Origin of the sequence: Celeribacter ethanolicus (assembly GCF_002407265.1) — a bacterium.
Lineage (GTDB): Bacteria > Pseudomonadota > Alphaproteobacteria > Rhodobacterales > Rhodobacteraceae > Celeribacter > Celeribacter ethanolicus.
Map to the genome: position 1 here is coordinate 2,124,563 of NZ_CP022196.1, position 24,703 is coordinate 2,149,265.

Consider the following 24,703-nt stretch of genomic DNA (forward strand, 5'->3'; position numbering starts at 1 on the left):
GTTTATTCCGAAACATCCTGTCGCAGGAGCACGGAAACGTAAATTTCGAATTTGTAGATATACATTATCTTTAAATCAGAACAACTTTCAGGCGATTTCGTTTCAATTTCGCCCATTTTTGCGTCAAACCCCTATTTCAAGCGATTTCCAGATGATCTCTTTCCCGCTCTTTCATTCTGATTTTTCGATAATGTGAAAACAATATTTTGAATTTTACAACAGTAAGATTTTTTTCAGAGGATGGGTCCAAAGAAATTAAGGACCGAACATGCGAAAGATCATCGACTTGAATTGCGACATGGGAGAGGGCTTCGGACATTGGGTTCTGAGCGACGCCCCCGATGAAGAGCTGATGGCTCTGATCTCCTCGGCCAATATCGCGGCCGGGTTTCATGCCGGCGATCCGAACTCCATGGATCGCGTGATCAAACTGGCGCAGACCTACGGCGTGGGTCTTGGCGCGCATCCCGGCTACCGCGACCTTCAGGGCTTTGGCCGCCGCTACATCAAGACCACACCCGAAGAGCTGGTCAATGACATCATCTATCAGGTCGGCGCGGTGCGCGAATTCGGGCGGCGTCACGGCATCCGCCTGCAACACGTCAAACCCCACGGCGCGCTTTACATGGAAGCCGCCGTCAACGAAGACCTGTCGCGCCACATGATCGAAAGTCTGGCGGCGATCAGCGGCGATCTCTTGATCTTTTGCATGGGGGGCTCGAAAACCTATGAGGTGGCCAAACGTCTGGGCCAGCCGGTGATCCGGGAATTCTACGCCGACCGCGACTATGGCGACGACGGGTCCATCGTCTTTACCCGCCGCGTGTCGCGGCCCGATCCCGAAGAGATCGCCCGGAAATGTCTGCGTGCCTGCGTCGAAGGCAAGGTGACCACCGTCACCGGCAAAGATATCGACATCGCGTTCGAGTCCATCTGTTTCCATTCCGACACCCCCGGCGCGGTTGAGATCGGGCGCGCCATCCGCGCCGCTCTCACCGAGAACGGGATCAACATCGCACCGGCCTCCGCCGTGCTCGAGACCGCCTGAACCGGTCCAAACAACAGGGAAAACACATCATGAGCGACATCCAGTCCCCCCTCCCCGGCACCTTTTATCACAAGCCCTCCCCCGAAGAGCCGCCGTTCAAGGCGCCGGGAGATGCGGTGGCCGTGGGCGACCAGATCGGCCTGATCGAAGTGATGAAAACCTTCATCGCTGTGACCGCCGACATCGCGGGCACCTTCAAAGGCTACAGCGTCGAAGACGCCACCCCCGTCACCGCAGGCGCCGTCCTGGCGGAGCTTGACTGACATGGCGATTGAAAGACTGTTCATCGCCAACCGTGGGGAGATCGCCGTGCGCGTGGTGAAAGCCGCGAAAGCCCTCGGCATCCACACGATTCAGGCGCATTCCGAAGCGGACACAGAGATGTTGGCCGTCAAACTTGCCGATGAGGCCATCTGCGTCGGCCCCGCGCCCTCGAAAGACAGCTACCTCAACATCCCCGCCATTCTGGAAGCCGCAAAAGCCACCAAGGCGGACGCGATCCATCCGGGCTACGGCTTTCTCTCCGAAAGCCCGGCCTTCGCCCGCGCCGTCGAAGAGGCCGGTCTGATTTTCGTCGGCCCCTCCGCCGACACGATCGAGCGCATGGGTGACAAGGTGGCGGCGCGTCAGGCCGCCGAGGCCGCTGGCGTGCCGGTCGTCCCCGGCTCCGACGGGCGCATTGATGTCTCAGAGGCGGTATCTGTCGCCGAGAAGATCGGCTATCCGGTGATGATCAAAGCCGCCGCCGGGGGCGGTGGGCGCGGCATTCGCATCGCGAAAGACGAAGCCGAGTTGAAAACTCTGGCCCCGCAAGCCAAGGCCGAGGCCGAAGCCGCCTTTGGCGACGGGGGTCTCTACATCGAACGCGCAATCCTCTCGCCCCGCCATATCGAGGTGCAAATTCTGGGCGATGGCGAAACCGCCGTGCATTGCTATGAGCGCGAATGCTCACTGCAACGCCGCCGCCAAAAGGTCTGGGAAGAAGCCGGGGCCATGTGCCTCGACGACGAGACCCGCGAAAGCCTCTGTGCCTCAGCCGTGGCGCTGGCGAAAGCGGTGAACTACCGCGGCGCGGGGACGCTTGAGTATCTCTACGACGAAGCGGCGAATGAATTCTATTTCATCGAGATGAACACCCGCATTCAGGTCGAACACCCCGTGACCGAGATGGTCACCGGCGTCGATCTTGTGGCCGAAATGATCAAGGTCTGCGGTGGCGCAAAGCTGTCGATGACCCAAGATGAGATCAAAAAGACCGGCCACGCCATCGAAGTGCGGCTCTGCGCCGAGGACCCGTTCCTGAATTTCATGCCCTGGCCCGGCGTCGTGTCCACGCTCAAGGACCCCACCGGCGACGGCGTGCGGTTCGATCACTTCCTCTCCGAGGGCTATCAAATCCCGCCCTTCTACGACTCTCTGCTGGGCAAGGTCATCGTCCACGCGGACACCCGCGAGGCCGCCATCGACAAGCTGGTGGAGGCGCTCGAAAGCATGGAAATCGGCGGCACGAAAACCACCGCGCCGCTGCATCTGGCCCTGGCCGCCGACCCGGAGGTGCGCAAAGGCGCCTTCCACACCCAGTGGCTCGAGCCCTGGCTTGAGGCCGGAAACCTGTCCGCAACCAAAGGAGACGCCGCATGAAAACGCGTTACACATATGGCGGGGACGAACATATCTATGTCGAGATCGACGATGAAATGTCGCTCGACGCCTTCTTCATCGCGCTCTCTTTGTCGAACATGGTGCGCGAGGCGAATATCCCCGGCGTGACCGAGATCCTTCCCGCCAACGCCTCTTTCGAAGTGCGTTTCGACCCCGATGTGATCGCGCCGGACTCGATGATGGAGAAGATCAAAGCCTTTGAACATCAGGCCGAAGCACAGGAAAAGCGCCTCGACACCCGGATCATCGAAATTCCGGTCTATTACGAGGACCCCTGGACCCACGAGACCCTGATGCGGTTCCGCGAACGCCACCAAGACCCGACCGGCAGCGATCTCGATTACGCCGCGCGGATCAACGGCTATGAGACGGTCGCCGATTTCATCGAGGCGCATCACAGCCAGCCGTGGTTCGTCTCCATGGTGGGCTTCGTCTCCGGCCTGCCGTTTCTCTACCAACTCGTCGAGCGCGACAAACAGCTCGAAGTGCCGAAATACCTGCGGCCTCGCACCGACACGCCGAAGCTGACGGTGGGCTATGGTGGCTGTTTCTCCTGCATCTATTCCGTGCGCGGTGCGGGCGGCTATCAGATGTTCGGCATCACGCCGATGCCGATCTACGATCCGGAACAAAAGATCAGCTATCTCAAAGACTTCATGGTCTTCTTTAAACCCGGCGACATTGTGAAATGGAAACCCATCGATCGCGCCGAATACGACCGCATTACCGAGGCGGTCGAGGATGGCACCTACACACCACGCATCGCCGAGGTCGAGTTCGATCTCGACGCGTTCAACGACGACATGACCGGCTTTAACGCCAAGCTGATGGAGGCCCTCAATGACGCTTGAGATCATCAAACCCGGTCTGGCAACGACCATTCAGGACCTTGGCCGCCCCGGTTATTTTCACCTCGGCATTCCCGAAGGGGGCGCGATGGACCGCCTCGCGTTCCGGGCCGCGAATATGCTCGTGGGCAATGACGAAGGGGCCGCCGGTTTGGAGGCCGTCTTCATGGGGCCGGAGATCAAATTCGGCGCCGAGATGAGCGTGGCCGTGACTGGCGCCGAGATGCCCATGTTCCTTGATGGTGAGCCGCGCGAGACATGGACCTCCTTTACGGTGAAACCCGGTCAAGTGCTGTCCTTCGGCTTTCTGAAAACCGGCGCGCGCATCTATATTGCGGTCTCCGGCGGCATCGACACGCCGCCCGCGCTTGGCTCGCGCTCGACCTATCCGATTGGTGCCTTGGGTGGGTTCGAAGGCCGCGCCATTGCCGCAGGCGATGTGATCCCTGTCGGCGACGGGCCGGTGGTGGCAGAAGGGCGCGTGGTCCCCGACGCGCTCCGCCGCCGCCCCGGCACCCCGACCGAATTGCGCGTCCTGACCGGGCTTTATTGGCACCGCCTGACGGAAAAGAGCCAAAAGGCGTTCTTTGACGACGATTGGGTGGTCGCGCCCGAGGCCGACCGCATGGGCTACCGCTTCCGTGGCGGCCAGCCGATGGAATTCGTCGACCGCCCACAGCCCTTCGGCGCCGGCTCCGATCCGTCGAACATCGTCGATGGCTGTTATTCCTACGGCTCCATTCAAGTGCCGGGCGGGCTTGAGCCCATCGTGTTGCACCGCGATGCGGTGTCGGGCGGCGGGTATTTCACCCTCGGCGCGGTGATCTCCGCCGATATGGACCTCATTGGGCAATTACAGCCCAACACGCCGGTCAAGTTCAAACGCGTCGAGATGGACGAAGCACTTGCCGCCCGTGCCGAGCGCAAAACCATGATTTCAGAAATTCGTCAGTCCCTCTCCTGAGGGGCCGACGTCACCCCGGGGGCATAGGCCCCCAAACCACCCATGGGGCTTCGGCCCCGCCTCGAAAGCCAGACCACAACAACAAGCGGCACAAAGCCGCCTTCCCTGATGAACCAACAAGGAGTCAGAACCATGAAACTCGCCCTGATGACAGGTGCGGCGCTTGCCGCGCTGGCCACCGCTCCCAGCTTTGCCGAAGACTGGTATCCCTATGAGGCCGAAGAGGTGACCCCCGCCTTCTCGACCGACGGGACCGCCAGCGCCGTGACTTACACGCCGCTCGAAAAAGCCGATGAAGCCTATGACATCTGCGTGTCCTTCCCGCATATGAAAGACGCCTATTGGCTGGGTGTGGACTATGGCGTCACTGAGGAAGCCAAGCGCCTCGGTGTCAAGATGAACCTCGTCGAGGCGGGCGGCTACACAGAGCTCGCCAAACAGGTGAGCCAGATCGAGGATTGTGTGGCTGCCGGCGCCGACGCGGTGATTATCGGCGCGATTTCTTACGATGGTTTGAACAACGTGATCAAAGAGACCGCCGCCAAAGGCATCCCGGTGATCGATGTGATCAACGGCGTCTCCTCGCCCGACATCTCCGCCAAATCGCTGGTGTCCTTCTACACGATGGGCTTTGAGACCGGCAAATATCTGGCCGACAAACACCCGGCGGGCAGCGATCCGGCCAAAGTCGGCTGGTTCCCCGGTCCGGCAGGCGCGGGGTGGGTCGAAGCAGCGAACTCCGGCTTCCTGGAGGCTGTCAAAGGCTCCGCCGTCGAGGTTCTGGAACCGCGCTACGGCGACACCGGTAAGGAAGCCCAGCTCAAACTCGTCGAGGACGTTCTGCAATCCGACCCGGATGTGAGCTACCTCGCGGGCACCGCCGTCACCGCCGAAGCCGCACAGGGTCTGTTGCGCGAACGCGGCCTGACGGATGAGATCGGCCTTTTGGCCTTTTACATGACCCCCGGCGTCTACATCGGCATCCAGCGCGGCATGATCGCGGCGGCGCCGGCGGACTCGATGGTCATTCAGGGCCGGATCGCTGTGGACCAGGCCGTGCGGATCATCGAAGGCAAGGACTACGTCAAACACGTCGGGCCGAAAATCTTTGTCGTCGACAGCGACACCATTGGCGATCTGTCCCGCGATGCGATCCTGCCGCCGGAAGGCTTCCGCCCCGTCTTCTCCGTCGAGTGATCGCCTGATCCCTCTTTGATCCGAAGACACGGGTGAGGCCTTGCCGTCTCACCCGATAGGAGGCCCCATGACTCTTCCTCTACTCACGACCCACAATCTGACCAAGACTTACCCCGGCGTGCGTGCCCTCGACGGCGTGGATTTTGACCTCATGGCGGGCGAAGTGCATGTTTTATTTGGTGAAAACGGCGCGGGGAAATCCACGCTGATCTCCATGCTCGCAGGCGCCAACACGCCCTCCGAGGGCAAGATTTATCTCGAGAACCGCGAGGTCGCTTTCGACTCTGTGGCCCGCGCCAAGGCACATGGTGTCTTCACCGTGTTCCAGGAATTCTCCCTCATCCCGACCCTGACGGTCGCCGAGAACATGTTTCTCGGACAAGAACCCCGCACCGGGTTGCTCGTCGACCACGCCGAGATGCGCCGCCGCGCGCAGGAGATTTTCGACACTTTGGGCTTTCCCATTTCGCCCACTGCGCAGGTCTCGTCTCTGTCGCGGGCGCAACAGCAGATGCTGGAAATTTCCAAGGCGTTTCATGGCGATCCCAAGGTGTTGATCCTCGACGAGCCGACCGCATCGCTCACCGATCGCGAGGTGGATCACCTGTTCCATTTCATCGAGAGGCAAAAGGCCAAGGGTGTCGGCATCATCTACATCTCGCACCGGATGCAGGAATTCAAACGCATCGCCGACCGCATCACCGTACTGCGCGACGGGGCCAAGATCGGCACGGTCGAGATGGCGGGCACCGATGAGGCGGCGCTGGTCGAGATGATGACCGGACGCGCGATTGCCGAGATTTACCCAACGATTGCGACCGAGCCGGGCGAGGTGGTGCTTGAAGTGCAAAACCTCGCAACTTCCAGTGTCGCACCCTCCTCGCTAACGCTACGGCGGGGCGAAGTTCTGGGCGTTGCGGGGCTTGTGGGCTGTGGCAAATCCCGATTTTTCCGCGCGATGATGGGGCTTGGTCCCCGGCGCTCCGGCACGGTTGCGCTCAAAAGCCAAGACATCACCGGGCGACCAACCCGCGAGATCATTCGCTCTGGCCTTTATTACCTTTCTCCCGACCGCAAACACGAAGGCCTGGACCTCGCCAAGACCTCCGACGAAAACCTTGCGCTCAATGTCGTGACCTCCGGCGCGCCCGTCAAACGCGGTTGGATCGACTGGCGCAAAGTTCGCGACACGGTAGCCGGGATCGCCACGCGGGTCGAGCTGCCCGACGCCTATCGCGCTCGCCGCGTGTCGCAACTCTCGGGCGGCAATCAGCAAAAGGTTCTGTTCGGCAAAGCCTTTGGTCAGGAGGCCGATGTCTATATTTTCGACGAACCCACCGTGGGCGTCGATATGGGCACCCGCGCCGCCCTTTACCTGAAAATCAAGGCCCTGGCCGAAGCCGGAAAAGCCGTGGTCGTGATCTCCTCCGACCTGCCCGAAGCGATCAACCTGTCCCACCGCATTCTTGTCTTCGCCAATGGCCAGGTCTCGGCAGAGCTGCCGCGCGCAGAGGCCAGCGAAGACACCGTCCTGAAATATTTCTTCACCGAAAGCGAGCCCGTCCAATGAGCGATGCAACCGCACCGGCGCAGGTCACACCGCGCGCCAATCCGATCAAAACCCTGTTCATCCGCGTGGGCGTTTTGCCGTTCTTTCTGGGCATCGCGCTTGTGGTGTTCTCCTTCCTGTCCGACAAATTCCTGACCGGGCAAAATCTCGTCAACGTCGCACGCCAGTCCGTCTATCTGGTGCTGGTCTCTCTGGGGCAGATGCTGGTGCTGGTCTCGGGCGGATTCGATCTCTCCGTCGGGACGGCGATTGCGCTGACCTCCGTCGTCTCTGCGCTCTCGATGACATGGGCGGCGGGCGTGTTCGACTCCGTCTTCTTGATCATCGCCATCGGCATCGCGGCGGGCGGCATCGTGGCGCTGATCGTCGGGCTGATCAACGGCGTGGGCGTTGCCTATTTCGAGGTCTCCCCCTTCATCATGACGCTGGGCGTCTCCTCCGTCGGCGCGGGGCTTGCGCTGTTCATGACCGGCGGCATCCCGATCTCCGGCCTGCCTTTCGCCTTTGGCGACACGTTCGGCTTTGGCAAATGGTTCGGCGTCCCGGTCCCCGTGTTCATTGCACTGATCTGCATCGCGGTCATGTGGCTGGTGATGGCGCGCACCCCCTTGGGCACGCGGCTCTATGCGGTCGGCGGCAATATCAAGGCGGCACATCTTTCGGCGATCGACACCCGGAAAACCCTCGTGCTGGCCTATGTGATCTGTTCGCTGATCGCAGCGCTTGCGGGCGTGCTTTTGACCGCGCGGGTCGAAAGCGGCGAGGCGAACCTCGGCGGCACCATGGCGCTCGAATCAATCTCCGCCTGCGTCATCGCCGGCGTGTCGCTTCGGGGCGGCATCGGGCGGGTGCAGAACGTGGTTCTGGGCGCCTTCTTCATCGTTATGGTGCAAAACGGCATGAACCTCGCCAAGATCAGTTCATACATGCAGATGGTGCTTCTGGGCGGACTGTTGATCCTCGCGGTGATCTTCGACCAGATGCGGTATCGGATGATCATGCAGGGCCGCTGAGGACATCCATATGAACGGCAAGGGGGCTGCATCGCGGCCCCCTTTGTCATGCCCGCCCCCCACCGCGGGGTGAGTCGCGACACGGACGGGACCGGCAACGGGGAGTTGTGTGCATTTTTCACACTGGAATCTCCCCGCACCAAAAGTGTAACACTTTTACGAACAGTTATGCTGCAAGTGCGAAATCACTTCCCGCTGACTCTATGGGGAATCCGCCCCCGCGCGAAGAATCCCACTTGCGCGATGGATAAAAAAGGTCAAAAGGCGTTGAGAATAGGAGGAATTCCGCCCGCTTTGAGCAGCTTTCCGCCAGAGACACCCGCAGATTGGCATTTTCTGCTGCAGAGCAAAATCCACGCCCTATCTACTGCCCTGACCATGATTTTACGGAGTGCCAGTTTGACGATCCTTGCCGGTTCCACCGCCGCAACCGAGAAGACCCCTGATGAAATGCGCCGCCGCCGCTTCCTCGCGACGCTTGCGGGCTCTGTCGCCCTGTCTGCGGTGATGCCTCATGCGCTGCGCGCTCAAGACGCAACGCCCGAGGTTCAGCCCGAGGTCCAGCCGGTCGACACGCCCCCCGCTCCGGTCGCCGAAACGCCCGAATTGCCGCCCTTCAGCTTCGACGTGCTGACCGAAGAGATGCGCAAAGCCGCTGGCGAAAACTGGCATGACGCTGAGAAGATCGAAGGCGCTCTGGCCGGTCTCGATTACGACGCCTACCAACGCATCCGCTTCCGCCCCGATCATGCCCGCTGGCAGGACGAAGGGCAGGAATTCCGCCTGCACGCCTTCCATCTCGGCTGGCTGTTCAAGGAACCGGTGCATATCTACGAGATCGTCGACGGCAGCGCCCAGCCGATGGCCTTCAGCACACACGATTTCGAATATGGCGGCAATGTCAGCGAACAGATCCCCGAAGATACACCGATGCCGGGAGTGGCCGGGTTCCGTCTGCACAACCCGCTCAACCGTGCCGATATTTTCGACGAGCTGATCGCCTTCCTTGGCGCGAGCTATTTCCGCGCTCTGGGCCGCGGCAATGTTTATGGTCTTTCGGCGCGCGGTCTGGCGGTCAACACCGCGATGCAGGGCGGCGAGGAATTCCCGCGTTTCACCGATTTCTGGCTCGAACGCCCGGTGCCGGGGGCCAATACGATCACGGTCTATGCCGCGCTCGACAGCAAATCCGTGACCGGCGCTTACCGCTTTGTCATCACGCCGGGCACGACCACCGAGATGGAGGTCACTGCCCGGCTGTTCCTGCGCGAGAAAACCGACCAGATCGGCATCGCGCCGCTGACCTCGATGTATCTTTTCGGCGGTGCCGACCCGCGCGGCTTCGACGATTTCCGCGCCTCGGTGCATGACAGCGAATATCTCGTGCTCAACACGCGGGGCGGCGAGACTTTCCTGCGAGCCCTGAACAACCCGCCGCGTCTGGCGAGTTCCTATCTCGGTGCGGAAAACCCGCTGTCCTTCGGCCTCGTGCAGCGCAGCCGCGATTTCGACGATTACCTCGACGCGCAGGCGCATTACGAACGCCGACCGTCCTTGATGGTCGAGCCGATCGGTGACTGGGGCAAGGGCACCGTGCGTCTGGTGGAGATCCCCTCGAAACTCGAAGGCAATGACAATATCGTCGCCTTCTGGGTACCCGAGGGCAAGATGGAAAAGGGTGCCGCGCTCGAATATGCTTACCGTTTGCACTGGGGCATGGCGCCCGAGGGCGACCGCAGCGTGGACCGCGCCCGTATCCTGCGCACCCGCGTCGGCGAAGGCGGTGTGGCGGGTGTCGAGCAAAAGAGTGACACCCGCAAATTCGTGATCGACTTCGAAGGCGGCATCCTGTCATCGCTGCCCGCCGATGCCGAGCTTGTCCCGCAGGTCAGCATCGGGCGCGGCGAAATCAAACAGGCGATTGTCAGCAAGGTCAGCGACACCGATATCTGGCGTCTGGTGATCGAGGCCAAGGCCGATCCCGGAAATGTGGCGGAACTCAAAGCCACCCTGACGGGTTATGACCAGACACTGACGGAAACATGGCTTTACCAATGGGTGAGGGAATGATTGTGACTCACACTCCGAACAACACCGAATTCGCGACGGACACCAACGCTCTTCTGGACGCGTCCCAAGACTGGATGCCCCCCGAAGCGCCGCTCGACATGCCGCAGCAGGTGCTCGAACACGACCGCGTGCGCGCAGAATGGCCACGCCTGTTGCGCCTGATCCTGCCCGGAAAGCCCGTCTGAGGGGATCACAACAATGTCGTCTTCCCCTCGCAAGGCACTGGCCGCCGACCCGCGGACCAGGCTTTTGCGCTTTCTGGCCCTGAGTTTCGCACTTCTGGCCGCGCTCACCGCCTCCACGCTTCTGGCCGACGCCGCGATTCAGGACGGCGTCGATGTCTGGGACGTGGTACGCGGTCTTCTGATTTTCGTCACCACCGCCTGGCTGGCCTGGGGCGCGACCCTGTCCTTCGTCGGTCTCGCGCCGCGCGTGCTCAAACGCCGCCCGACACCGGAGCTGCAATCCCCCGCTCCGCGCCTCGTGGTTTTGGTGCCGATCTGCAACGAAGACCCGGTGACGACCTTTGCCCGCATCGCCGCGATGGATCATTCGATCCGCGCCGAGGGTCTCGCCGCCGACATCGCGATTCTATCCGATACCCGCAATGAAGAGGCCGCGCTTCTGGAACGCCAGACCTACCTGCGCCTGATCGCGGAGACCCAAGGCGAGGGCCGGATTTTCTATCGTCGTCGCAGCGACAACCGGGGCCGCAAGGCGGGCAATATCGAAGATTTCATCCGTCGCTCCGGCGGCGCCTATGATTTTGCGCTGATCCTCGATGCCGACAGCCTGATGGAGGGCCGCGCCGTGCGCGAGATGGCCGCCAGGATGCAGGCCGATCCGCAGCTCGGGCTTCTCCAGACCCTGCCGAAGATCATTGGCGCGCGGTCGTTCTTTGGCCGCGCCATGCAATTCGCGGCAAGCTTTCACAGCCCGATCTTCACCCGGGGTCTCGAACGTCTTCAGGGCAACACCGGCCCGTTCTGGGGCCACAACGCCATGGTGCGCCTCAAAGCCTTTGCCGAGAGCTGTGCCCTGCCGGAACTGGCCGGGCCGCCGCCCTTTGGCGGGCATATCCTGAGTCACGACTATGTCGAAGCCGCACTTCTGGCCCGTGCCGGATGGCGCGTTCAGGTCGATCACAGCATCGGCGGCTCCTTCGAGGAGGGGCCGGAGAACATCCTGTCCTATGCCAAGCGCGACCGCCGCTGGTGTCAGGGCAACCTGCAGCATTCCCGCCTTCTGCTCGCTCCGGGTCTGGCGGCATGGTCGCGCTTCGTGTTCCTGCAGGGCATCTTCGCCTATCTCGTCTCCGTGCTCTGGGCCGCCTTCCTGATCACCTCCGTGGTGGCGACGATCCTTGCCCCGGTGCCGAACTATTTCCCGGAACCGCATATGCTCTTCCCTGTCTTCCCCGATGACCGGACCAAGGAAATCACCGCGCTGATCGTCGGCATCATGGGTCTTCTGATCCTGCCGAAATTCGCGATCCTCTACGAGGCCTCCGGCACCCGGCGCACAGCGCGCTTCGGCGGTTCCGTGCGCGCCGGATTTTCCGTCATTGCCGAAATCCTCCTCTCGTCGCTGATCGCCCCTCTGATGCTGATGTACCAGACCAAGGCGGTAATGCAGGTGCTCTCTGGTCGCGATGGCGGTTGGCCCGCCAACCAGCGCGGTGAAGGCGCCCTGACGCTGGCCGAAGGCTTCCGCGCGGGTCTCTGGATCATGCTCACCGGCGGCGCGGCTCTGGCCCTCGTCGCCCGTGTGGCGCCCGATCTGACACTGTGGCTCCTGCCCGTGTGCCTGCCGATGCTGGCTGCGCCGTTCCTGATCGCGTGGACCTCGCGCCCACTCACCCACAGACTGTTTCTCGTGCCCGAGGAACGCCGCCCCGCCCCGGTGATCCGCTGCTATCGCGAGATTGTTGGTCGCTGGCAGGCCGACCCGCACGCTGAAACCGTGACCCCGGAGGTGACACATGTCCCGGCATGACATCGCGGTGCCCGACGAACTCGCGCAACCCGCCAAACGCCCACGCGATCCCCGGATCGACGCCTTTCGCGGCCTGGCGCTCCTGATGATCTTCGTCGATCACTCACCGGAGAACCCCTACGAATATCTCACCGTGCGCAACATCGGTTTCTCCGATGCGGCGGAGGCCTTCTTCATCATGTCCGGCGTTGCCGCCGGACTTGCCTACACCGGCCGGTTTCAGGCGCGCCATGAGAAAGGCCTGTGGCAGGCCGTCGCGCCCATGTGGAAACGCTCCTGGACGCTCTATCTGGTGCAGATCCTGCTGACCTCGCTGGCCATCGCAATCTTTGCCGCGGGCGCCACATGGTTCGGCGTCGACGAATTGCTGACCAAGATCAACCTGCGGCAGGTGTTTGGCAACACCGCCGAGGCGATGATCGGCATCCCCCTGCTCGGCCATCAGCTCGGCTATGTGAACATCCTGCCCGCCTATTCGGTGCTGCTCTTTTGCGGCCCCCTGATGATCCTTCTGGGGCTTTGGCGACCGATGTTGCTTTTGGGCCTCTCTGCCGCGCTCTGGCTGGCCGCCGGCATCTGGCGGCTCAATCTGCCGAATTACCCCAATCCGGGCGGCTGGTTCTTCAACCCTGTGGCGTGGCAATTCATCTTTGTCGTAGGCCTTCTGACCGGCATCTTCCTGCGCCGAGGCCAGCGTTTCGTGGCCAAGACACCCTGGCTGTTCTGGCTCGCGACCGGGTGGCTCGCCGTCGTGCTGGCATGGCGTTATGTGCCGGGGTTCGGGCCGTTCATGAACCACCAGATGGCAGTTCTGGGCAAGGCCGGCCTGCCGTTCAACATGGTGTCGCATGACAAGACCTTCCTCGCCCTGCCGCGCATGACCCATGCGCTGGCATTGGCCTATGTGCTGTCCTGCCTGCCCTGGGTGACGCGGCTGACCGGGTCGAAAGCCCTGTCTTTTCTGCGGCTTCTGGGCCGTCAGGGCCTTCTGGTCTTTGCGACCGGCACGATTCTTGCGCTCTTCAACCATGTGATCATGGGCTATTATGCAGACTCGCAGTGGCTCGGTTGGGTGCTCATGCCTCTGGGCGCGCTGATCCTGATTGTGGTGGCCTGGCTCGGCGACATTCAGAAAAGCGCGAAACAACAGAGCGCCACGACACACCCCTCCGCCTTCACCGCCCGAACCATGCCCGCCGAATGACGATATGATCTCTGGATCGTCACAGGATTGTCACTGGCCGAGACCTTCTCGGCTCAGCCAGTCCATCGACCGCTCGATCCCAACCGGATCGCGCAGCTCGAGGATCAGACGCGGCTCCGTCGCCTGCTCCGCCAGCGCGCGAAACACCTCGTGCCACCGGATCGTCCCCTCGCCGATCGGCAGTGCCGGTCCGCGAACCCGTCGGCGTCCTGAAGATGGACATGGCCCAGCATATCGCCCGCCGAACGGATGAAGTGATCGACCGGACGCGCGCCGGTGGCGCCATGCGCATAATGGGCATGACCGGTATCGACGGACAGCCGGATCGCCTCTGAATCGAAACTCTGTGCAAGGAGCTTGCGATCCTCCGGTTCGATGTCTTCGATATTCTCCAGCATCAGGGTCAGGCCAATATTCTCGGCGCGTTTCACCACGTCGACAAGCAGCTCCTGCGCCATCGCAATGCCCCGCTGACGCGCGCCGGGATGCATGTCGAGATTGTGCCAGTCCCAGGTCGTATAGGGCGAATGGATCACCATGAACCGCGCACCAAGCGCCTCGGCGATCTCAAGCCCCTGCATCATGCGCGTTTTGACCACCGCCCGAATGTCCGGATCGGGATTGGTGAACGACAGCCCCCAGAACGGGCCGTGGATACCCAGCCGCCCCTTGTAGCCATCGAGATGTCTCCTGGCCTCCGCCACGAGATCGTGCCAGTCGCCCTTGATCAGCATCTCCGGCCAGATAAAACTCTGGATCTCCAGATCGCGGTCTTTCTCGAACAGCCAATCCCGGAAACCCGGCAAGTGCTCGACATTCAGGGCAGCACCGATCACAGGCAGGGTCATGTGTTTCTCCTTCGTTCAGGTCAGCCCCTTTTTAGGAACCGACCGTCACGAAAGGATGACAGCTCAGCGGATCGCCAAACCTTTCTCGTCGAACAGATGCGTGCGCCCTTCGCCGAATTTCAGCCCGACCTTTTCGCCCGGCTGATGCGGCGCGTCTCCAAGATCGCGAACGGTCATCTGCCCGGCCCCGTTTTCGGCATCGACGATGATGTAGGTGTCGGCCCCAAGGTATTCGACCACATCGACCACACCGTCGAGATCGCCCTGCCCGGCGGGCACGATGGTGATGTGTTCAGGGCGAATGCCAAGATCCTTGCCCTTCTCGCCAAGCCCCATTGCGGCGGCGGGAATGACGTTCATCTTGGGCGAGCCGATGAACTGTGCCACGAAGAGGTTGCCGGGACGTTCATAAAGCTCCTTGGGAGAGCCGACCTGAGCGATCTTACCCGCTTCCAGAACAACAATCCGGTCGGCAAGCGTCATTGCCTCCACCTGATCGTGGGTCACGTAGATCATCGTGCTCTGAAGCGAACGGTGCAGCTTCGCCAACTCATAGCGCATCTCGACCCGAAGCGCCGCATCGAGGTTCGACAGCGGCTCATCGAACAGGAACGCCGTCGGATCGCGCACGATGGAACGCCCGATGGCCACCCGCTGACGCTGCCCGCCGGAAAGGTCTTTGGGGCGCCGATCAAGATAATCGGTGAGCTTCAGCACATGCGCCGCCTCATCGACTTTCTTGGCGATGACATCCTTCGGCTCGCCTGCGGCCTTAAGCGCAAAGCCTACGTTGTCACGCACCGACATATGCGGATAGAGCGCATAGGACTGGAACACCATGGCGAGACCGCGTTTCGACGGCGGCTCGGCGGTGGCGTCACGCTCTCCGACGAAAATCTTGCCGCGCGAGGTCTCTTCGAGCCCGGCAATCATCCTGAGGAGAGTCGATTTCCCACAGCCCGAGGGGCCGACGAAAATGATGAATTCGCCCTCGTCGATCTTGAGATCGACGCCCTTGATCACCTGCACATCGCCGAACCATTTTTCGACGGCCTGTAACTCAATGCTAGACATGTTTTACTCCTTCCCTGCCGCAAGCGGGGTACGGTTCACACCGCACCAAGTCAGCCAGACGGCAGCCGTCCAGCCAAAGGACGGCCCGCCACAGGGCGCGCCATCCATCGGATCGTAATATTCCCAGAACCCACCGCCCTCGATCAACCGGGCGGTCTCGTCGCGCAGACGCGCTTCGGCCTCTTTGCGGCCCATATCCTTGAGCCCCATGGCGATCAGCGAATTGACCACCGGCCAGACCGGCCCGCGCCAATAGCGGCGGCGTTCGAACCTCTCGCTCTCCGGGTCCGCCGAGGGGATACCGTAGGCGACCTTGTCCCAACTTCGCGCAAAATGCGCATCGAGCGCCGGGCGGGAGACGCCCGCGAGATAGGCAAGAAACGCACCCGATCCGAGCACACCCGCGAAAGCCCCGCTCCGCAGATCATAGGCATCGAACCAGCCCGTCTCCGGGTTCCAGAGCTTGTCCGCCCCGTCGCGCAGCCTAGCCTCCTGAGCCACAAGACCGGAGGTGTCTTCGCCCAGAACGCGTCCCAGCTCGATCAGATCGGCGAAGGCACGCAGAAGCACGAATGTAATCCCCGGATCGGCCATCAGGAACGGCCCATTCTCGATCATCTCCCGATCCTCCCAGTTCACGGAACGTCCGAAAGCAAGGATCGCAAGATAGCGGTCATAATCGGAGGCCACGGGGCGCTGATCGGCATTCAAGAGACCAAGATCGCGCCGCTTGTTCTCCCGCGCTTTTCGGATGAACGGATCGCTGTCATCGACCGGCACATGCGCCATGCCGATGTCCCAGTCCGGGCAATTGTCGCGCCCGGATTCCCACGGATGCACAATGGCCACCGGCCCGTCCTGGCACCGTTCCCTCATCCACCAGTCATGCCATGCAACGAGCTTGGGATAGAGCGATTGGAGATGCGGCAGGCCCGTTTCGGGATCGGCCTCGTAGATCTTGCGAATGAGCGTCGCAGCCACGGGCGGTTGCGAGATACCGGAGGTCGGCGGGCTTTGATCCGCGCCCCAAACCTCGGGACCGGGGAAGTAGTCCGGATCGACCTCATGGAAGACCATATGGGGCACCATGCCGGTCGCCCATTGGCTGGCGAACAAAAGCTCCACTTCCTGCCACGCCCGCGCGATGTCGAAGGTGGAATAGCCCCAGGCCGAGAACATGCTGTCCCAATTCCATTGGAACGGATAAAGCCGCGCCGTCGGGATGGTATAGCCGCCGCGATCATTGCCCAAGAGCACGTCTTGGGCGGCCTGGTCGAGTGGGTTTAGAACTGTCATCCCTTCACACTCCCTGCCGTCAGCCCCTTGGTCATGAATTTCTCCAACCCAAGGAACAGCGCCATGATCGGCACGGTGGCAATCACCGATCCGGCCATGAGGTGTTGTCGCGGAATTTCCGACGAGTTGAGCGAGGCGATCCCCCGCGTCAGGGTAAATTTCGACGGATCGTCCAAGAGCATGAAGGCCAAAAGAAACTCGTTCCACGCGATCATGAAGACGTAAAGCGACACGGAGGCGAGCGCCGGGAGCGACAAAGGCAGGGTGATTTTCCAGATCACCTGAAGCCGGGAGAGCCCATCCATCAATCCAGCTTCCTCGATCTCTGCGGGCAGACCACGGAAATAGCCTTGCAGCATATAGAGCGCCACGGGGATGGTCGTCACCGGATAGATCATCACGATCCCCGCTACGGAATTGCGCAGCCCCATCATCGAAAACGCGATGTAGATCGGCAGCGCCAAAACGATCATCGGCACCATATAGATCAGCAGGATCGAACGCGAAAACGTCGCCTGCCCCCGGAATCTGAGCCGCGCCACGGCATAGGCGCCAGGGATCGCGAAGAGGAGCGTGATCAGCACGGTCAGCACGGAGATGTAGAACGAGGTCCACATGTAAGTGCCGAAATTGAACTCCGTCATCAGCTCGACATAGGACCGGAACAGCCCCCAGCCTTTCGACAGATCAATCGAGAAATCGAGCGGGTTCTGCATCAGCTCGGCCTGATTTTTCAGACTGGTCATTACCATGACGTAGAAGGGAATGACCACGATGGCCGTGAAGAACACATAGCCGAAGCCCTTGAGCGCCTTGATTACCGCATCTTCGAACTCATGCCGCGTCAGCGTGCCCATGGTCAGGTCCCTGAGATAGACCACGAGCGGCCAGCCGATCCCGATCCCAAGGAAAAGCGCCGCCACGACGCGCGCGATCAGCGACACATTACCGGTCAGGACAGGCCCAACGCCCAGCGAAAGGGCGACGAAATACACCACGGTCAGGACTGCGGAAGCGATCACAACCTTGCCGCGCCAGACAAGCGCTAATCCGGTGGGAATGCCGAACATCAGCGCGCCGATGATCGACGGACGAAAGGCCTCACCCGTGGCAAAACTCATCGCCACCGCGACCGTTACTGCCACGACAAAAGTCCAGAGCACGCCAAGAAGCGGGCCGGTCACATATCCGAAACGAAGGTATTTCATGATGGCCTCCCTTCTTTTGTCTGAAAATATCCTGGGGGGAGCGCCAAAGGCGCGGGGGGCAAAGCCCCCGAACAGTGTGCGGCAAGTGTCATAGCCCCTCCTCCTTCGACATGAATTTGAAGAAGAACACGGAGAACAACAGCAGACAGGCAAAGATCACCACGGCCACCGCCGCCCCCGCGCCGATATTCGACACCGCAAAGGCCTGTTCATAGACGTTCACCGTCAACACCCGCGTGCCCGCGTTGCCGCCGGTCAAAAGGAAAATGTCGTCGAACTTGTTGAAGGTCCAGATGAAGCGCAACAGGAACAGCACCGAGAGGATGCCCAGAAGCTGCGGCAGGCTGAGATACCAGAATTGCTGGAACGGCGAAGCCCCGTCCATATCGGCGGCCTCGTACATATCCGTCGGAATCGACTGCATCCGCGCAAGGATGAAGAGGAACGACAGCGGGAAATAGCGCCAGATCTCAAAGAGCGTCACCATGATCAGCGCCAGGGGCCGCTCGCCAAAGAAGTTGATCGCCTGATCCGTCACCCCCATCTGCACCAAAAGCGCATTGGCGGAACCGGAGAACGGATCGAACAGCAAAATCCACGCAAAGGCCACGGCGATCACCGGGGCCACATAGGGGAACAGGTAGAGCCCGCGCAAGATGCCCTGCCCCTTGAAGGAATGATTGAGCAACATGGAGGCGAAAAGTCCCATGATCATCGCGCCCAAGGTGCCAAAGATGGTGTAAAACAAGGTCACTCCAAGCACGGACCAGAATTCGCCCCCATCAAAGACCGACACGAAATTCTCCAGCGTGAACTCTCCATTGGTGAGCACGAATGAGGCTTTACCATCGACCTCGGCCGGTGTGTCCTCGACATCAGCGCCCGCATCGAACCACGCCTGTTCGGTCACGACGGGAATGTTGAGCGTCTCGCGATACCCGCCTTCCCAGTCGCCCAGATCACACAACAGTTCACCCTCGGCAATTTCACAGCGCGGATCGAGATCGCCCGCGAGCCTCAGCCCCTCCGGCCAGGTGTCAGTGAGCGTCACGCCGGTGATTTCCGAGGTCGGTGAGGAATTTCGAAGCCGGTAGCGCAGCGTCGCTTCGTCGCCCTCCGCCGCGGGTCGTCCGCGCAAGTCCTCGCGCACAACCGTCTCCGGCGCGCGCAGATCGGCAAGCGAGACCGGTTTGACGGAAATCCAGAACACCGCCAGAAGCGGCAGGATTACCACAAGAGAAACCGCGAGAATGGTCGGGGTCAAAAGCCCCCAGGCAAGCCGCGCTTCGGTACGGGCCAAGGGCCCGGTGCCGCGCGGCGGTCCGATGTCCGACATGGGGAACTCCCTGTCTTTGAAAGCAAAATGGCGGGGCGGATCGGGCCGCCCCGCAAGAGAGCGGCGTTACTCGATCGCGCTCAACTCGGCATTCAGATCCGCCACGGCGGTTTTCGCGTCGATCTCGCCGTCGATGAACTGACGCACGATCCGGTTGATCACCTGCGAGTTGTTCATTTTGGACGCCAGACCGAGCTGACCTTCCTTAACACCCCAACGCTGCGCCACATCGAGACCGCCGACGATTTCGTCGATCATATCCTGCGCATAGAGATCGCCGAGCGGCGCTTTGCGATCGACACCCACCGGCAATTTCGCCCATTCGGTGATGAAATAAGTCGGGTCTTCCTCGGTGCCTCGACGGGTCGGGAACATGCCTTCCGGCGCGATGGACAGGGTTTCGAGATAGCCCTCATCCATCGAGAATTCCACGAATTCCTCGGCGGCATCGGTCGCGGCATCGGTGGTGATGCCGAAATAGTTGATATTGGCATAGGCCGCGCCATCCGGGTTCGACGGACCGGAGAAGTTGGTCACAATGCCGGTTTTCGACGCAAGTTCCGTCGAGGTCGGATCGTCGTTGATCGTGGGCGGGGCGCTGTCGCGAAGGCCCGCAAGCTCATCGAGGATAAAAGGCGACCAGAAGACCATCGCCGTGTTGCCGGAGAAATAAAGCGTCCGCGCCTGATCCCAATAGAGATCGCCCGGAGGCGAGGCATTGGCGATTTTCTTGTAGAACTCAAGAACTTCGATGGTCTTCGCTTCATCGAGCGGGGCAAAACCGTCCTCGTCCACCGGGCTCACACCATTGGCGAGGAACACATGTTCGAGCACCTGCGACATGAAGGCCTCGTCCACCTTCGTCGCGGCCACGAAACCGTACATTTCCGGCGGATTGTGTAGCTTTTCGATGGCGGCTTCGACGGCGGCATAGGAGGTCGGCGCCGCAAGGCCCGCAGCGTCGAAGAGGTCTTTGCGATAGACGATCATCTGGGTCCAGCCATTGGCGGGCACGGAGGCGTAACCGTCATCCATCGCGGCCATGGCGAGCGCGCCGGGGGCGAACGTGTCGGCGCCGAGCGCTTCGATCACATCGGTCGCGGCGTCCATATCGAGGATGCCGGCTTCGGCCCAGGGCAGCGCATATTGCAGCGAGTGATAGATCACATCCGGCAGATCACCGGCGGCAAATGCGGCGGTCGCCCGCGTGCCAAGCTCGGATTCCGTGACCGGGATCACTTCGACCTTATTGCCGGTCTTGGCTTCGAATGCCTCTGCCATCGCCTCCTGCTTGGCCAGACGATCCGGTTGTTCTTCCGTGGTCCAGAAGCGCAGGTTCTCGGCCCCTGCCGCCATGCTCGACAGCGCAAGCACCGTGGCGGCACTCGTCAGAAGGGTCAGTTTTTTGAAAATCATCTCTCTCTCCCTGAGTTGATGGAAATTACGCAGTCACAGCGGCCAGATTGGCCAGATGCCGCGCCAGTTGATCTGACGTCAGCGTGGGCCGTCCCGTGGAACCGCCCGGTGTAAATGTGGCCCGGATCACGCCTTGGGTCGCAGGAGCCTCCGGGTCCTGCATCCGGGCAATGAACATTGCGCCAAGCCGCGCGCCCGCTTGCCGGTTGTCGACGGCAAAGGTCGCGAGACGCGGCCACATGGCCTGCCCTTCGGGGGCGCCGTCATAGCCGACGACGGAAAGTTCCGACCCGATTTTGAGGCCAAGCGTGTTCGCCACCTCATAGACCCCACGCGCGAGTGTATCCGTTGCACAGAGGATCGCCGTCGGCGGTGTCTCAAGCGCCAAAAGCTGCCGCGTCGCTTGGGCCGCATGATCGGGAGACAGCGCGCCCTCGACCACCAGCCTGGCGTCATAGGTCAGCCCCTCGGCGGCGAGCCCGGCGCGGTAGCCATCCCGGCGGGCGTGAGAATAGGCATAGTCCGGCGCGGACCCGATATAGCCGATACGCACATGCCCGAGACGGGCCAGCCAGGTGATCGCATCGGCCATGGCGGCCTCGCTCACAACATCGAAATAAGACACTTTTTCACGATTTTTGGGCCGCCCATAGCATATAAAGGGCACGTTTTCGCGTTCGAGATAGGCGATGCGAGGGTCCTCCCAAAGCACCCTCTGAAGGATGAACCCGTCGGCTTTGCGGTCGCGCACCAGATCGCGCATGATGCGGATCGTGTCCGTTTCGCTTTCAGAGGTGGCGATGGTGAGGGTCCAGCCTTCGGCAGAGGCGGCCTGTGTCAGACCGGCCAGAAATTCGGCGAGGAAGGGGCGGTGGGCATCGTATTGCGACAGTTCGACCACCAAGCCAAGCGAACAACTCCGCCCGGTCTTGATCGCCTGGGCCTGGCTGAGCGGACGATAGCCCATAGCTTGCGCTGCGCGAATGACCCGGTTGCGGGTGGCCTCCGAAATGTCGGGGTAACCATTGAGCGCGCGCGAAACAGTGCCTTTGGTCAGGCTCAGGGCCCGGGACAAATCCGATATCGTCACCCGCGCAGTGTCGCGCGCACGACGGTCCATGGTTCCGTTTGACCGCACTTGATTCGCCTCCTCCCGGTCACATTGCGTTTCCGAAACCGGTTTCGGCAATGTTTTTTATCAAATAGTCCGATTGCGCAGATGAACAACTTTCTGCGCAGCATTTTCGGACAGGTTCGACGAAAAGGGGATCAGGCGATGCGGAAAACCTTGGCGGCATCCTCCTTGGATATTTCCGATTTCTCGTGGGAGGATGTGACCCGCCCGCGCTCCATGAAAACGAGCTGATCGGCGAGGTCGTAAGCGAATTCGAAATATTGTTCGACCAGCACGATCGCCATATCGCCCCGATCGCGCAAAAGCGAAATCACCCGACCGATCTGTTGAATGATATTGGGCTGAATGCCCTCGGTCGGCTCATCCAGGAGCAGCAGCTTCGGCTTGATGATCAGCGCACGGGCGATGGCGAGTTGCTGTTGCTGCCCACCCGAAAGGTCGCCGCCACGACGATGCATGAACTCCTTGAGGATCGGGAACAGTTCGAAAATCTCATCCGGGATGAAATGTTCGGATTTCGGCAGACAGGTAAATCCGCTCTCCAGATTTTCCTTCACCGTCAGAAGCGGAAAGATCATTCGCCCCTGCGGAACGCTCGCAACGCCCTTATGCGCCAACTCATGCGCCGGAGCTTTGCCGACGTCTTCGCCGTCGAGCCTCATAGAACCGCCGGAGCGCGGATGCGTGCCGGAGATCGCTTTCATGAGGGAGGTTTTGCCCACCCCGTTGGTGCCCATCACACAAGTGACCTTGCCCGCCTGCGCCGACAGATCGACGTCATAGAGAATTTGCGAACCGCCGTAATGGAGCGAGAGGTTTTTAACTTCGAGCATGCTATTCCCTCCTCAGCGCCCCAAATAGACGTCAATCACGTCCTGATTTTTCGTCACGTGATCGAGCGAGCCTTCGGCCAAAACCGATCCCTCATGCAGCACGGTCACCTTACAATCGAGCCGCCGGACGAAGTCCATGTCGTGCTCTACGACCACCACAGCACGGGTTTTTGCCGCCTCTTTCAAAATATCGGTGGTGTGTTCCCGCTCACCAAGCGTCATCCCCGCCGCCGGTTCATCGACCAGCAAAAGCTTCGGATCCTGCGCCAGAAGCATGCCGATCTCCAGCCATTGCTTCTGCCCATGCGACAGCTCGCCGGACTTGCGCGACAACTGATCGGCGAGACCGATCTCGGCGGCAAGTTCCTCGACCTTCGCGAAATCCTTGAACTTCGGACGAAAGAACAGAACCTTGAGCGGATTGCGGTCGTTTTTGACCGCCATCAGCAAGTTTTCGAACACGGTCTGATCCTCGAACACGGTCGGGCGCTGGAATTTTCGCCCGATCCCCGCACGCGCGATCTTGGCCTCGTTCATGCCGATCAGGTTGCGCGACATCTCCCCCCACAACACCTTGCCCTCATCGGGTTTGGTCTTGCCGGTCACGATGTCCATGAATGTCGTCTTGCCCGCCCCGTTCGGCCCGATGATGGCGCGCAGCTCGGCGTGGCCGATGTTGAACGACAGGTTGCTGATCGCCCGGAAGCCGTCGAAAGTGACGGAAATGCCGGAGACTTCAAGAAGTGTGCCAGCGCCGCTCATTTCTCCGCCTCCTCTTCACGCAAACTGCTTTTGTCGGGTCCGAGGGGGACGCCATGACGGTTGGGCGACATGCGGCCAGAGATCAGATCGAACAAGCCGCCGATGCCTTTCGGGGCGAAGAGCGTCACGAGGACAAAGGAAAGGCCCAGAAGCACCAGCCACCAATCGACCCATTTGATCGTGTAGACCCCGAAGTTGATATCGGGCGCTTGACCGCCGGTGAAATAGGTCGAGACCAGCGAGACGAAGGCGGCGCCGATCACCGCGCCGTAGATGCGGCCACGTCCACCGATGGCAACCCAGACCGCGAGGTAGATGGAGGCGATAGGGGCAATTTCGGCGGGGTTGATGATGCCCGCTTGCGGATAGTAGAGCGCGCCCCCGATGGCGGCGATCACGGCGGTGAGGGTAAAGACGAAAAGTTTGAAACCTTCGACGGAATAGCCAAGGAACCGCACCCGTGCCTCGTCGTCGCGGATGCCGCGAATGACGGAGCCGAATTTGCCGGAGACGATGAAGGCCGCGACCAGATAGGTGAGCAAGAGCGCGAAGGCAGACGCCCAGAAGAACCAGATCGAGATATAATCCTGCGACACCCCGTCCGCGCCTGGGAGGTTTTGCAGGCCCGAAAGCCCGTTGTTGCCGCGCAAGCCGCTGTCATTTTGAAAGAGGTAAAGCGAGAGCGCGAGGGTCATTGCCTGGGTCAGGATCGACAGGTAGACGCCGGTCACCCGCGAGCGGAAGGCGAGCCAGCCGAAGACCAGGGCGAGGATGCCGGGCACAAGAACGACCAAGGCGATCTGCGCCCAGAAACTATGGGCGAAATACCAAACCAGAGGGAAATCGCTTGAGCCCACGACGCCGAAAATCTGCGTTCCGATGGCGTCCGAAATCTCAGACGCGGTCGGCGGCAGGGGCGCATTGGCGAGGCTGTCGAGCACGATCAGTTTGGTCCGCGCATACATCAGCCACATGCCGATCATGTAACCGCCCAGCCCGAAAAAGGCGAAATGACCAAGGGATAGAATGCCCGTATAGCCCCAGACCAGATCCATCGCGATGGCCACCAGCGCGAGGCAGAGCGTTTTGCCCAAAGTCTTGACGAAAGAGGTGGAAATCGCCCCTGCGCCATAGGCCTCCGACAGGAAGGTCACGGCGAGGGTAAAGATCACCAGAACGGCGATAAAGACCGGCAGTGAGGGATTTTTCTTAAACATATCCATG

22 protein-coding genes are annotated in these 24,703 nt (G+C 61.2%); 12 read left to right on the forward strand and 10 right to left on the reverse strand.

Features of this window, described 5'->3' with window-relative positions; all coding sequences use genetic code 11:
* The first annotated feature begins 268 nt into the window (after window positions 1–268).
* The 12 genes from CEW89_RS10425 (at window position 269) to CEW89_RS10480 (ending at window position 13,571) form a co-directional block, all read left to right on the forward strand.
* Window positions 269–1,048 (forward strand): 5-oxoprolinase subunit PxpA, encoded by a 780-nt coding sequence (locus CEW89_RS10425; RefSeq protein WP_096805862.1) that lies wholly within the window; start codon window positions 269–271, stop codon window positions 1,046–1,048.
* A gap of 29 nt (window positions 1,049–1,077) precedes the next feature.
* Window positions 1,078–1,311 carry an acetyl-CoA carboxylase gene (locus tag CEW89_RS10430; RefSeq protein WP_096805863.1) on the forward strand — a complete coding sequence of 78 codons (234 nt, stop codon included), beginning with the start codon at window positions 1,078–1,080 and terminating at the stop codon, window positions 1,309–1,311.
* 1 nt (window position 1,312) lies between these two features.
* Window positions 1,313–2,689 carry an acetyl-CoA carboxylase biotin carboxylase subunit gene (locus tag CEW89_RS10435; RefSeq protein ID WP_096805864.1) on the forward strand — a complete coding sequence of 459 codons (1,377 nt, stop codon included), beginning with the start codon at window positions 1,313–1,315 and terminating at the stop codon, window positions 2,687–2,689.
* On the forward strand, window positions 2,686–3,561 hold the full coding sequence (locus CEW89_RS10440) for a 5-oxoprolinase subunit B family protein (protein WP_096805865.1): 876 nt from the start codon (window positions 2,686–2,688) through the stop codon (window positions 3,559–3,561). The genes CEW89_RS10435 and CEW89_RS10440 overlap by 4 nt, the downstream gene beginning before the upstream one ends.
* Window positions 3,551–4,522, forward strand: a complete 972-nt coding sequence (locus tag CEW89_RS10445; RefSeq protein WP_096805866.1) for a 5-oxoprolinase subunit C family protein — start codon at window positions 3,551–3,553, stop codon at window positions 4,520–4,522. The genes CEW89_RS10440 and CEW89_RS10445 overlap by 11 nt, the downstream gene beginning before the upstream one ends.
* Window positions 4,523–4,654: 132 nt before the next feature.
* Window positions 4,655–5,719, forward strand: a complete 1,065-nt coding sequence (gene torT, locus CEW89_RS10450) for a TMAO reductase system periplasmic protein TorT (protein ID WP_096805867.1) — start codon at window positions 4,655–4,657, stop codon at window positions 5,717–5,719.
* A 67-nt stretch (window positions 5,720–5,786) separates the two neighbouring features.
* Window positions 5,787–7,289 carry a sugar ABC transporter ATP-binding protein gene (locus tag CEW89_RS10455; protein WP_096805868.1) on the forward strand — a complete coding sequence of 501 codons (1,503 nt, stop codon included), beginning with the start codon at window positions 5,787–5,789 and terminating at the stop codon, window positions 7,287–7,289.
* Window positions 7,286–8,302: an ABC transporter permease gene (locus tag CEW89_RS10460; RefSeq protein ID WP_066702812.1), complete on the forward strand. Its 1,017-nt coding sequence runs from the start codon at window positions 7,286–7,288 to the stop codon at window positions 8,300–8,302. Before CEW89_RS10455 ends, CEW89_RS10460 begins: the two co-directional genes overlap by 4 nt.
* Before the next feature lie 450 nt (window positions 8,303–8,752).
* Complete coding sequence (locus CEW89_RS10465; protein ID WP_096807206.1) at window positions 8,753–10,372, forward strand: OpgD/OpgG family glucan biosynthesis protein; 1,620 nt, start codon at window positions 8,753–8,755, stop codon at window positions 10,370–10,372.
* 2 nt (window positions 10,373–10,374) lie between these two features.
* Window positions 10,375–10,557 (forward strand): hypothetical protein, encoded by a 183-nt coding sequence (locus CEW89_RS10470; protein ID WP_155846059.1) that lies wholly within the window; start codon window positions 10,375–10,377, stop codon window positions 10,555–10,557.
* A gap of 13 nt (window positions 10,558–10,570) precedes the next feature.
* Window positions 10,571–12,367 carry a glucans biosynthesis glucosyltransferase MdoH gene (gene mdoH, locus CEW89_RS10475; RefSeq protein WP_096805869.1) on the forward strand — a complete coding sequence of 599 codons (1,797 nt, stop codon included), beginning with the start codon at window positions 10,571–10,573 and terminating at the stop codon, window positions 12,365–12,367.
* A complete protein-coding gene (locus CEW89_RS10480; RefSeq protein ID WP_096805870.1) occupies window positions 12,354–13,571 on the forward strand; it encodes an OpgC family protein in 1,218 nt (405 codons plus the stop codon). Before mdoH ends, CEW89_RS10480 begins: the two co-directional genes overlap by 14 nt.
* 104 nt (window positions 13,572–13,675) lie before the next feature.
* On the opposite strand, the gene CEW89_RS10485 is transcribed toward CEW89_RS10480, so the two are convergent.
* The 10 genes from CEW89_RS10485 to urtC all read right to left on the reverse strand — a co-directional run bounded on the left by CEW89_RS10485 (window position 13,676) and on the right by urtC (window position 24,702).
* The gene (locus tag CEW89_RS10485; RefSeq protein ID WP_244906048.1) at window positions 13,676–14,419 is read right to left on the reverse strand and encodes a sugar phosphate isomerase/epimerase family protein; all 744 of its coding nucleotides are present in this window, start codon (window positions 14,417–14,419) and stop codon (window positions 13,676–13,678) included.
* A gap of 63 nt (window positions 14,420–14,482) precedes the next feature.
* A complete protein-coding gene (locus CEW89_RS10490) occupies window positions 14,483–15,493 on the reverse strand; it encodes an ABC transporter ATP-binding protein (protein WP_066702802.1) in 1,011 nt (336 codons plus the stop codon).
* A gap of 3 nt (window positions 15,494–15,496) precedes the next feature.
* Entirely contained in the window at window positions 15,497–16,789 is a 1,293-nt protein-coding gene (locus CEW89_RS10495; protein ID WP_096805871.1) for an MGH1-like glycoside hydrolase domain-containing protein, read from the reverse strand.
* On the reverse strand, window positions 16,786–17,997 hold the full coding sequence (locus CEW89_RS10500; protein WP_066702798.1) for a carbohydrate ABC transporter permease: 1,212 nt from the start codon (window positions 17,995–17,997) through the stop codon (window positions 16,786–16,788). Before CEW89_RS10500 ends, CEW89_RS10495 begins: the two co-directional genes overlap by 4 nt.
* 88 nt (window positions 17,998–18,085) lie before the next feature.
* On the reverse strand, window positions 18,086–19,333 hold the full coding sequence (locus CEW89_RS10505; protein ID WP_096805872.1) for a carbohydrate ABC transporter permease: 1,248 nt from the start codon (window positions 19,331–19,333) through the stop codon (window positions 18,086–18,088).
* A 66-nt stretch (window positions 19,334–19,399) separates the two neighbouring features.
* The gene (locus CEW89_RS10510) at window positions 19,400–20,749 is read right to left on the reverse strand and encodes an ABC transporter substrate-binding protein (RefSeq protein WP_096805873.1); all 1,350 of its coding nucleotides are present in this window, start codon (window positions 20,747–20,749) and stop codon (window positions 19,400–19,402) included.
* A gap of 25 nt (window positions 20,750–20,774) precedes the next feature.
* Complete coding sequence (locus tag CEW89_RS10515; RefSeq protein WP_066702792.1) at window positions 20,775–21,869, reverse strand: LacI family DNA-binding transcriptional regulator; 1,095 nt, start codon at window positions 21,867–21,869, stop codon at window positions 20,775–20,777.
* Window positions 21,870–22,018: 149 nt separating this feature from the next.
* Entirely contained in the window at window positions 22,019–22,717 is a 699-nt protein-coding gene (gene urtE, locus CEW89_RS10520; RefSeq protein ID WP_096805874.1) for an urea ABC transporter ATP-binding subunit UrtE, read from the reverse strand.
* Between the two features lie 12 nt (window positions 22,718–22,729).
* The gene (gene urtD / locus CEW89_RS10525; RefSeq protein WP_096805875.1) at window positions 22,730–23,479 is read right to left on the reverse strand and encodes an urea ABC transporter ATP-binding protein UrtD; all 750 of its coding nucleotides are present in this window, start codon (window positions 23,477–23,479) and stop codon (window positions 22,730–22,732) included.
* Complete coding sequence (urtC, locus tag CEW89_RS10530; RefSeq protein ID WP_096805876.1) at window positions 23,476–24,702, reverse strand: urea ABC transporter permease subunit UrtC; 1,227 nt, start codon at window positions 24,700–24,702, stop codon at window positions 23,476–23,478. Before urtC ends, urtD begins: the two co-directional genes overlap by 4 nt.
* Window position 24,703: the final 1 nt, after the last annotated feature.